At 61.8% G+C, this 9,809-nt stretch carries 6 protein-coding genes and 1 pseudogene; 1 reads left to right on the top strand and 6 read right to left on the bottom strand.

Features of this window, described 5'->3' with window-relative positions; all coding sequences use genetic code 11:
* Positions 1-280: 280 nt before the first annotated feature.
* Entirely contained in the window at positions 281-1,762 is a 1,482-nt protein-coding gene (locus tag BFP90_RS07035; protein ID WP_065896330.1) for a MocR-like pyridoxine biosynthesis transcription factor PdxR, read from the bottom strand.
* 81 nt (positions 1,763-1,843) lie between these two features.
* On the opposite strand from BFP90_RS07035, the gene BFP90_RS07030 reads away from it, so the two are divergent.
* Positions 1,844-3,499, top strand: coding sequence for a M24 family metallopeptidase (locus BFP90_RS07030; protein ID WP_065896329.1), 1,656 nt, complete (start codon positions 1,844-1,846; stop codon positions 3,497-3,499).
* Positions 3,500-3,532: 33 nt separating this feature from the next.
* Here BFP90_RS07030 and BFP90_RS07025 read toward each other — a convergent pair whose 3' ends face one another.
* The 5 genes and pseudogenes from BFP90_RS07025 to BFP90_RS07005 form a co-directional block, all read right to left on the bottom strand.
* Positions 3,533-5,272, bottom strand: coding sequence for a dipeptidase (locus BFP90_RS07025; protein WP_065896328.1), 1,740 nt, complete (start codon positions 5,270-5,272; stop codon positions 3,533-3,535).
* A gap of 95 nt (positions 5,273-5,367) precedes the next feature.
* The gene (locus tag BFP90_RS07020; protein WP_065896349.1) at positions 5,368-6,585 is read right to left on the bottom strand and encodes a phospholipase D-like domain-containing protein; all 1,218 of its coding nucleotides are present in this window, start codon (positions 6,583-6,585) and stop codon (positions 5,368-5,370) included.
* Between the two features lie 55 nt (positions 6,586-6,640).
* Positions 6,641-7,288 (bottom strand): MotA/TolQ/ExbB proton channel family protein, encoded by a 648-nt coding sequence (locus BFP90_RS07015; protein ID WP_065896327.1) that lies wholly within the window; start codon positions 7,286-7,288, stop codon positions 6,641-6,643.
* A 24-nt stretch (positions 7,289-7,312) separates the two neighbouring features.
* Positions 7,313-9,598: a TonB-dependent receptor gene (locus BFP90_RS07010; protein ID WP_065891841.1), complete on the bottom strand. Its 2,286-nt coding sequence runs from the start codon at positions 9,596-9,598 to the stop codon at positions 7,313-7,315.
* Between the two features lie 24 nt (positions 9,599-9,622).
* Positions 9,623-9,809: pseudogene (locus BFP90_RS07005) on the bottom strand (energy transducer TonB); the annotation flags it as partial.

Raw genomic sequence — 9,809 nt, 5'->3', positions numbered from 1 at the left:
GCTCAGTTGGTAGAGCACGACCTTGCCAAGGTCGGGGTCGCGAGTTCGAGTCTCGTTTCCCGCTCCAATTCAAAGAAAAAGCCACTCAAGCGAGTGGCTTTTTTTTGTCTGCGATTTATATAACAGCGCTGATCGTATTGATCGTTCCCACGCTCTGCGTGGGCATGCATCCCGTGACGCTCCGCGTCACCTTGCGCACCTGCCGTATTTTGCGCTGAAAGCAGGACGCGGAGCGTCCAGGGCGGCATTCCCACGCAGAGCGTGGGAACGATCAATGGTGTTAAACAGCATTCACTGCTTGAGCCAGCCGCAACGTAGCCTGACGGATTTCTGCCTGATTGAGCGACGCAAAGCCCAAGCGCAGCGCATTCTCCGGCTGGCCCGTCGGCGAGAACTGCCGGCCGCTGCGCACCACCAGTCCGTGGCCCAGGGCTGTTTTTACCATTCGATCCACGTCGATCTCATCCTCGAAACGCACCCACAACGCCAGGCCACCCTCGGGCTCGCGCACCTGAATACGATCGCCCAGCGACTCGTGCAGACAGGTTTGCAACGTCTCCCGGCGCCCTCGATATTCTTTCGACACGCGGCGCAGGTGCTTTTTCAGTTCACCCTCATTGATCAGGTCGGCCAGCATTTTCTGAGCGACGGCGTCGGCGTCCCCCAGCATCAGGGCCGCATTGCGGTGCAGGGCTTCAACCACCTCGGCGGGGGCCACGATATAGCTGCACCGAAACGTCGAGCCCAAGGCTTTGGATAGCGAGCCGATATAGATCACGTGGCGCTGGGAGCGGTCACTGGCAAGCGGCAGGTAGGGGCGACCGTTAAAGTGGAATTCGTGGTCGTAGTCTTCCTCGATGATGCAGAAGTCGTGCAACGCAGCGAGGGTCAACAGTTGTTGCCGCCGCGCGGCGTGCAGGCTGACGGTGGTAGGGAACTGATGATGCGGCGTGACGTAGATCATGCGCACCTTGTGCTGCCGGCATAAACGGTCGATCTGGTCGGTACGGCAACCTTCTTCGTCCATGTCCACCGTGACCAGGTGCGCGCCCAACTGACGAAAAATTTCCCACGCCGGCGGGTAACTCAAGCGCTCCACCAGTACCACGTCGCCCGGTTTGATCAGCAAACTGGCACTCAGGTACAGCGACATCTGCGTGCCCTGGGTCAGGCAGATATTGTCGGCGTTGACGGCCAGCCCGCGATTGCTGCGCAGCATCTCGGCGAGGGCGCGGCGCAAGTGATGGCCGGTGCCTTCGCTGCCGTAGCGTACGGTGTTGGAGGCAAAGCTGTTGCGCAGGGCATTGCGGTAGTGGCGGTGCAACACCGCTTGCGGCAGCAGGCGGTGGTCGCTGGTGCCGTTGTCGAAAAACAGCGCGTCATGCCGATGCTGCAGCGCGGTGACCTGGGCGTTGTGGGCGAAATACGGCACCACCGGCTGCGCCAGAATGGGCGGCGCGAAGGACTGCAGGGCATGACCGGGCAGTTGCTGGGGCGTCAGTTGGGCATTGACGAAGGTGCCGCGACGCGGCTCGCTGATCAGCCAGCCTTTGGTCAAGGCTTCTTCGTAGGCCAGGATGACCGTCTTGCGGTTGACGTCGAGCAACTGCGCCATTTCCCGCGTCCCTGGCAGTAAGGTGCCGGGCGGCAGGCGCCCCTCGACAATTGCGGTCACCAGGCCCTCGGCTATTTTGCGGTAGGAGGCGTGTGGCGAGTCGGCGTCGAGCTTGAGTAAGGGGCGCCATTTACGCATCTGGACCATCTGAAGTATCCAAAACTGGAGGTTCTAATGGGCCTAGTCTAGCGTAACAATCAGGCTTCACTCATTCTCGGGTCCTCAGCTATGCGGCATGTCATCGAACTGTCCCCCTCGGGCAAAAGCTTTGAGGCCGGCGACGAGCTGTTGCTTGACGCCATGCTTGCCAGCGGCCTGGCCGTGCCGTTCTCCTGCCGCCGTGGTGCGTGCGGTTCGTGCAAGGTGGTGGTCACCCAAGGCGAGTACCAGGCCAAGCGCCTGGCCCCGGACGCGCCCGCGCCTTGTTACCCCCTGGCCGCCAATGAAATGCTGTTGTGCCAGAGCCGTGCCTGCACCGACATGCGCCTGGAAATTCCCGGTTGGTCATTGGATACGCCGGCGCTGGTGTTTGACGCACACGTACTCAGCAAGCAGGCAATCGGCCCTGCTGTTATCGAGTTGGTGTTGTTGCCCGACGCACCTGTGGCAGTGCGGGCAGGGCAGTACCTCAAGCTCTGCCTGGAGCACGGCGATACGCGCAGTTTCTCGATTGCCAACCTGCCTGCCGAGGACGGTGGGCGCTTGGTTTTGCAGATTCGTCGGGTAAGCGGCGGGTACTTTTCCGAAGGCATCCTGGATGGCCTGGCCGTGGGCGACCGCCTGCAACTGGAAGGTCCGTTCGGTGCCTGTACCTGGCAGGACGATGCCGCCGAGGCCGTGGTGCTGTTCGCCACGGGCACCGGTTACGCCGGCATCAAGCCGATCCTGCTGACCGCCCTCAAACGTGATCTCGAGGTGACGTTGTATTGGGGCGGCGCGCACTCGGCGGACTTCTACGACAGCGCCTTCCTGGATCAAGCAGTGCTCGAACATCCACGGTTTCGCTGGCATCCCGTGCGCTCATCGGAGGGCAGGGTGCAGGAGGTTGCATTGAGTCATGGGCATCGCTGGGAGGTGGCCCAGGTCTATGCCTGCGGGAACGGCGCCATGCTCAGCCAGGTGCGAACCCAGTGCCTGGAGGCGGGGCTGCCGGTGCATCGGTTCGTCGCGGAGGCGTTTGTCGCCAGTGGTCGGTCAAGCGCGGAAACGGCACCGCCGGCGTTCGACCCGATCTGGGAAAAAGTCGGCCCGCGTTATTCCCTGGACGGCATGCTGGCGGCGCGTGAGAAATCCATACGCGCCCTGGCAGCCATCGTCAGCCGCTTGAAAGTCGGCATGACCACCGACCAGGCGCTGGAAATGGCCGCCGGGCAATTGCAGGCCATGGGCGCGTCGCACACCTGGCACCCCACCTACATCCGGTTTGGCGCCGACACGGTGCGCCCGCCCCGTGAGGGTATCGATCGCCAGCGCAGGCTGCGCGCCAGCGATATCGTGGTGGTCGACCTTGGCCCGGTGTGGGACGGCTACGAAGGCGACTATGGCGACACGTTTGTCTTCGGCGACTCGCCCCTGCACCTGGCCTGCACCACCGCACTGCACCAGGTATTCGATGAAACCCGCCAGGCCTGGCTGCGCGGTCTGACCGGGCGCGAACTCTACGACTTCGCCGAACAGAGCGCCGTGGCCAAGGGCTGGCGGCTGGCACGCAATCTGGCAGGACATCGCCTGGCGGACTTTCCCCATGCGTTGTTCGAGAGCAAACAGTTGGCGGAGCTGGACATCCCGCCGAGTGAAATGGCTTGGGTGCTGGAGATCCAGCTGTGCCATCCGACCGAACCGGTCGGTGGGTTCTTTGAGGATATGTTGATGTTGCAGGCGTGAAGAGCCCGCCGTTGCGGCGGGCTCGAGAATGGATCAGAGCTTGGGCAACTGGCCGACGCGTCCCATCATTTCGGTCACAATCTGCAGGTCCAGCAGGAACTGCTCGACAGTCTTGAACTCACCGTCGGTGTGGCCGGTGTACTTCTCTTCCGGGCGGGCCAGGCCGAATTGCACGCCGTTGGGCAGGTCGTGCACGGACGTGGCGCCGGCGGATGTGCCGAACTTGTGCTGCATGCCCAGGTTTTCCGTGGCCACCGCCAGCAGGGCTTTTACCCACTCGCCTTCGGGGTTGCGGTACATCGGCTTGTCCAGCGAATAGGTGAAGTTGACGTTGACCTTGGCTTGCGTGTTCCAGGCGTTCAGTTTCTGCTCGATCTGTGCCTTGAGTGCCTCCGGGGCTTTACCCTTTGGCGCACGCAGGTTGACTGCCAGCCTGAAGGCTTTGTCATCCAGGCCGACAAAGGTCGGCGAGGTGGTCAGCGGCCCCATGAAGTCATCGGCATAGCCCACGCCCAATTTGCCACCCAGGTAATCCAGGCCCCAGTTGTCCGCCGCGTACTGCGCAGCATCCGTGATGTGGTTGTGCTTGAGGGCGATCTTGCCATCGACGCTGTGGATCAATTCCAGCATACGTGCCACCGGGTTGACCCCGGATTCGGGTTCCGAAGAATGGGCCGACACGCCGGTGACGGTCAGTTTGACGTTCTTGCCGTCAACCTGGGCGCTCACCTTGAAATTGCCGCCGTTGCGCCTGGCATAGTCATTACCGGCCTGCTGCAGGCTGGCCGCCAGTTCAGCCGGGTTATCGCTGACCAGCGTGGCGACCGAGACCGATGGAATCTGGTTGGTGGCCTTGCCGCCGGTCATTGCGATAATTTCCGCGCCGGTGCCTTCACCCTTGCGCACCGGGAAAGTGGCCATGACGGTGCCCGAGCCTTTTTCGGCGATCACCACCGGGTAACCGCCATCGAGCGCCAGGTTGTAGTTCGGTACGGGATTGCGTTCGAAATAGTAGGGAATGGCGTCACCGGAGGTTTCTTCGGTGGTGTCCACCAGCAGCTTGAACGTGCGCGCCAGCGGCAGCTTTTCTTCCTTGATCACCTTCATGGCGTACATCGCCACGACGATGGCGTTCTTGTCATCCTCGGTGCCGCGACCATACATGCGGTCGCCAATCAGCGTGACTTTGAACGGGTCCAGCCTGGTGCCATCCTTCAGCACCCAGTTTTCCGGCGTCACCGGGACCACATCGGCGTGGGCATGCACGCCCACCACTTCGTCACCGCTGCCTTCCAGGGAAATTTCATACACGCGGTTATCGACGTTACGGAAGTTCAGGTTGAAGGACTTGGCCAGGGCCTGGATTCTGTCGGCGATCTTGAGGAATTCCGGGTTTTTGTACTGCGGCAGGCCGTCTACGTTGAACGTCGGAATTTCCACCAGTTCGCGCAAGGTTTCCAGCGCCGCCTTGCCGTACTTGACCCGTGTGTAAATGCCAAGCAGGCGATTGATCTCGTTCTGCTGCTCGGTACTCAGGGTTTTGTCATTGAGAAAGGCGCTGATGGCCGGGGCGATATCACGGGACTTGCCCAGGTCGCCCTTGGCCAGGGTGCCGAGGAAACTGCGGAAATCGCTGACGGATGTGTCTGCGAAACTTTTCAGAATTGTGGTGTTTTGTTCAGCCGTGATGTTGGCGAGCGCAGGCGTGGTAACCGCCGCAAGGCTGGCGGCGAACAGCGTGGCAGTCACGAGTTTTTTCAGTGGAAAGTGCATGGTTGGAGGCATTCCCTTGCAGGCAGTGAGTAGGGTGTTTCTGACGGATAAGTCAGAAACATTTCCACACACTAGCATTACTCAGGTGCTCGAGGTCAATGCTGGCCAGGGTGAGGGGCGGGGTACTCATCAGTCACGTTCAAGGCTCTGGCGTAGGGCCCGTCCCACAACTGCTCATGCAATTGCCCTACGCGTCTGGCCATCGCCTCACTGCGCATCACCACCTCCAGATTGCGCGAATTATCCAGGTAACCGCCCAACCAGTTGCTGGTGCCGACCCACGCCACTTGCCCGTCGATCTCCATCGTCTTGCTGTGGATCACCCGTGCATAGGGAATGAAGCCTTGCCTGGCCTCGGGCAGTGTGACGATTTTGATCTGCACGTTGGGCAGCACCGCCAGGCTCTTGAGGTACGGCAGTTCCAGCGGGTCGGTGTTCCAGTTGGACACCATCAACTTGATCGACACCCCACGCGCAGCAGCGGCGCGCACGGCGTTGTCGATCACTGCATAGTAAGGGCGGGTCCGATCCGGTCCGTAGGACAGCGGCGCATAGTCAAGCAACTGCACGCGCACCTCCTTCTTCGCTTCGCCCAGCAGGCGCGGCAGTTCCTGCTGTGAATCGCCCACGCCGGGCGGGTTGTAGCGTTGCGGGCTGGCCACCAGATAGTTGCCGGTACGCGCAGGCGCCTGACCGGCGGTGGGCAGTGGCACCGGTTGGTTGTCGCTGAGGGCCTGTTGGGCTCGCCAGTCCTGGTCGAAGATCGCCTGGACCTGGCCGACCACGCTTGCGTCGCTGATACGCAGCCCGGTTTCGTGGATATGTTCCAGGGAGCGCCAGTCGAAATTCTGGCTGCCGATAAACGCCTGGCTGGCGTCCACCACCATGTATTTGGCGTGGATGATCCCGCCGCTCAATTGTCCGAAGGGCAGCACCCGGAAGGTCAGGTTGGGAATGGCGCGCAAGCGTTCGAGGGTGGCCGCATCGGATAACTTGATGCCTTTTTCTTCGAGCAGGAAACGGATCTTCACCCCGCGTTTACCGGCGGCTTCCAGGTGTTCGATGACCTTGTCCATCACCGAGCCGGGATGGTCGGCTGCGTAGAACTGGCCGATATCGATGCGGTTTTTTGCGCCGTCGAACAGCTCGATCCACACCGGGCCCGGCTGGCGCAGATCGGCAGTGCCCAGTGTGGTGTCCACCGGCACGGTGTGCACCAGTTCAAACCCTGCAATTGAAAAGTCCGCCAGGGCCAGCGGACTGAGGAGCAAACCGGCGAGGCCTGCGACACGCAACTTCATCGAAAGGGACATAAGCGTCTCATTGCGCAAAAAGAACAGGCGGGCCATGACGCGCCCGCCGTGCAGGTCAGGCCGTGCGGCTGTGCAGTGGCGTGGGCACGCGGTGCGGCACTTCTTCGTGGGCGCGGGCCCCGCTGGAGGCGCGGATCAGCAGGATCTTCAACTGGTCATTGATGCGCTCCAGGCTGTCCTGGAAAAAGTTATGGAACACCACGCAGAACAGCGCGATGGCGATCCCCAGCCCGGTGGCGAACAAGGCTGTGCCGATACCACCGGAAATCTGCCCTGGGTCCGATACGCCTGCGGTGGCGAGGGCCTTGAAGGTGTCGATGATGCCCAGGATGGTCCCCAGCAGGCCGAGCAGCGGGGCCGCCGTGGTGATGGTCTCGATGATCCACAGGCTGCGGGCCAGCGGCGCGCGGGTCTTGAGGTACTGGGTGTCGATTTCGTCGTCGAGGTCCTTGCGCGATCCGTGGGACGCCTTCTGGGCCAATACCGGCAGGATCATGTTCAGCGGCAGGCTGTCGCGACGGGTCAGCGGTTCGGGCAGGTCGCGTTCGCTGTGCACGGTGGCGCCCAGGGCGTCGATCAAGGCGCGAGCCTGGCGGCGCACATAAGCGAAGTAGATGCCGCGCTCGATGGCGATGAAAATCGCGATGGCCATCGCGGCATACATCACATAGAAGGTGATGTCGTGAAGCAGGTTCATATCCATGCTTGCGTTCCTCTTGGGTCAGTCTTAGAAATTCGCTTCCAGCGAAACGGTGACGGTGCGGTCCAGGCCGACGATGTACGCCGGGTCGCCATCGCGAAAACCGCTGTAGCTGGCGGCGTTGGTCTTGGTGGTGTACACGCCGTCCAGGTATTTCTTGTCGAACAGGTTGTCGACGTTCAGGCGCAGGGTGGCGTCCTTCACGACCTTTTTGTCGACCGGCAGGTAGATACCCGCGCCAAGGTTGAACACGGTGCGCGCGGAAATGGCTTCGTCGTTGGTCAGGTCGCCGTAGAGCTTGCTGGTGTATTTGCCGCCGAAGGTGCCGTAGAAGCGCCCGTCGTCGTAACCGATGTTGGCCGCCAGCATGTTCTTCGGCACGTTGGCGAACTGTTTGCCGCTGGTGGGCAACAGGATGGCCCGGCCTGCGTTGTAGACGGTCATGTCGTCCTGCTGCTCGGCCTTGGTGTAGGTGTAGGAGGTGTAGTAGTTGAAATGGTGGGGCAGCAGGCCGCTCCATTCCAGTTCCAGGCCTTTGTTGGTGACGGCGCCGACGTTGATATCGGCGGAGTCGCCATTGATGTCTTTGGACGAAACCTGGCGATTCTTGAAGTCCATGTAGAACAGGGTTGCGGCCAGGGTCATGTCGTCGCCGCTGTAGCGCCAGCCCAGTTCGTGGTTCCAGCTGGTTTCCGGCTCAAGATCGATGGAGCCGGCGCCTTTGTCATAGAGCGCGTAGTTCTGCGGTACGCGCATGTTGCGTGACAGGCTGTAGAACAACTGGTCGCGCTCGTCCAACTGGTATTTCAGGCCGGCGTTGGGCAGCAGTTTGTTGTAGGTCTGGTTACGTTTTTCCGGTTGTTCGTTGAGACTGCCGTGGTTGGTGCCATCACGCTCGACGTTCATGTAGGCCAGGCCGGCGATGAAGGTCCAGTCCGGGTTGATGTACCAGGTGTCCTGGGCCCAGACTTTTTGCGCCGGGGTCACGGTGAAGCGGTCGCGCCCCTGGACCTGGTTGCCGTTGGCGTCGACGACGGCGCTGTTGGAATCCGGCCAGGTGTCGACCGGCTTGCCATTGCTTTTGAGCGGGATGAACGGTTGGGTCTGGCTCTGGCGTGCGCGCTCGTACCAGTAACCCAATTGCAGGCTGTGGTCGCCCAGGTCCCAGGTCAGTTTGGTGGTGATGCCCGGACGCCAGGTCTGGGTGCGCGAAGGGCGGTAGTACACGCCGCTGTTCGGCGTGCCGTCGGCGTTGTACTGGGCGGCGGTTGGCAGATTGCCAAGGTCGAAGACGCCGCCCTGGTTCGAACCACGGTTGAGCGCATAACTCGATGAGCCGACGCCGCTGCCATTGCCCCAGAAGTAATACGGGATCACCGACAGGGCCAGGTTGTCGGCCAGTTTGAACTGGGTGTTGAGCACGGCGGTGAAGGTCTGGAACGGGTTCTGCGCCAGGGCATAGTAGCTGTTGTACTTGCCGTTGCCGCCCACCGTTGGTGTGGCCGGGTAGGGGTCGTATTTGCGGCCGTTTTGCTGGAACTGCGCCTTGGTCAACTGGCTGTAGCTGTTGTTGTCCTGCTCGTGGTACTTGAGGATCAGGTTGGCGGTGTTGCCGTTGCCGGCGTCGAAGAAGCTGTTCCATTCCACCTTGTCCGCGCGCACGGCGCCCGAACCACGCCACATATCACCCTCGGTATGGGATGCCGACAGCCAGTTGCTCAGGCCGTTGACTTCGCCGGTGTTGAGGCGGGCGAAGGTCTTGCGCGTGGCGTTGCTGCCGACGATCTGTTTGACGAAGGCGCCGGTCTCTTTGGTCGGGCGAATCGTCACGATGCCGATATTGCCGCCACTGGAACCGATGTGCGGGCCGTCGGACTCCGAGGCGCCCTGGGTGACGAAGATCTGGTCGAGGTTTTCCGGGTCGCCCAGCAGGTTGGAATACAGCGCATAGTTGCCCGAATCGTTGATCGGCATGCCGTCCACCGACATGCCCACCTGGTCGGAGTTCATGCCGCGCATGGTGAAGCGAAAGCCCGACAGGCCGGTGTTGTCCTCGCTGGAAATGTTCAGGCCCGGCGTGTACTTGAGCTTGTCGATGGCGTTGCCCGTCGCCGTCTGTTTGTCCAGCGCCTCCTTGGTCACGGTGGAGCGGCCCTTGATGCTTTCCTCGGGCACCATGTAACCGCCCCCGGCGCTGGCTTTGCCTTGGACCCCAATGGTGCCGACGTCACTGTCGCCGGGGTCGGCCATGACCATTGTCTGGGTCATGCTGGTCGCGGCAACGAGTGCCAGGTGAATGCGGGTGAACTTCATCACTGTCGTCCTGGTGGCGCGTGCTTATTGCACGCTGTAGTTGAAGGTGGCGGTGAAGCGCTGCTCATTGCGGCCCCCGAACGCCTGCTCGGGGAACGGCTTGACTTGCTTGATGCGACGCAAACTGTTGGTGGCGGCCCGGTTGAGCAACATGCTCGGGGCCTGGGTTTGCAGGCCGGAATCCAGCACGCGGCCCTGGCGGTCGACCAGC

Origin of the sequence: Pseudomonas sp. 24 E 13 (assembly GCF_900004715.1) — a bacterium.
Lineage (GTDB): Bacteria > Pseudomonadota > Gammaproteobacteria > Pseudomonadales > Pseudomonadaceae > Aquipseudomonas > Aquipseudomonas orientalis_A.
Note: the sequence above shows the minus strand (reverse complement) of the source record. Positions and strands in the feature narration are given on the sequence as shown.

Coding starts and splice junctions, on each gene's coding strand:
- BFP90_RS07030 (WP_065896329.1), top strand. CDS start 1,844: ATGCGGCATGTCATCGAACTGTCCCCCTCGGGCAAAAGCTTTGAGGCC.
- BFP90_RS07010 (WP_065891841.1), bottom strand. CDS start 9,598: ATGAAGTTCACCCGCATTCACCTGGCACTCGTTGCCGCGACCAGCATG.
- BFP90_RS07015 (WP_065896327.1), bottom strand. CDS start 7,288: ATGGATATGAACCTGCTTCACGACATCACCTTCTATGTGATGTATGCC.
- BFP90_RS07025 (WP_065896328.1), bottom strand. CDS start 5,272: ATGCACTTTCCACTGAAAAAACTCGTGACTGCCACGCTGTTCGCCGCC.
- BFP90_RS07035 (WP_065896330.1), bottom strand. CDS start 1,762: ATGGTCCAGATGCGTAAATGGCGCCCCTTACTCAAGCTCGACGCCGAC.
- BFP90_RS07020 (WP_065896349.1), bottom strand. CDS start 6,585: ATGTCCCTTTCGATGAAGTTGCGTGTCGCAGGCCTCGCCGGTTTGCTC.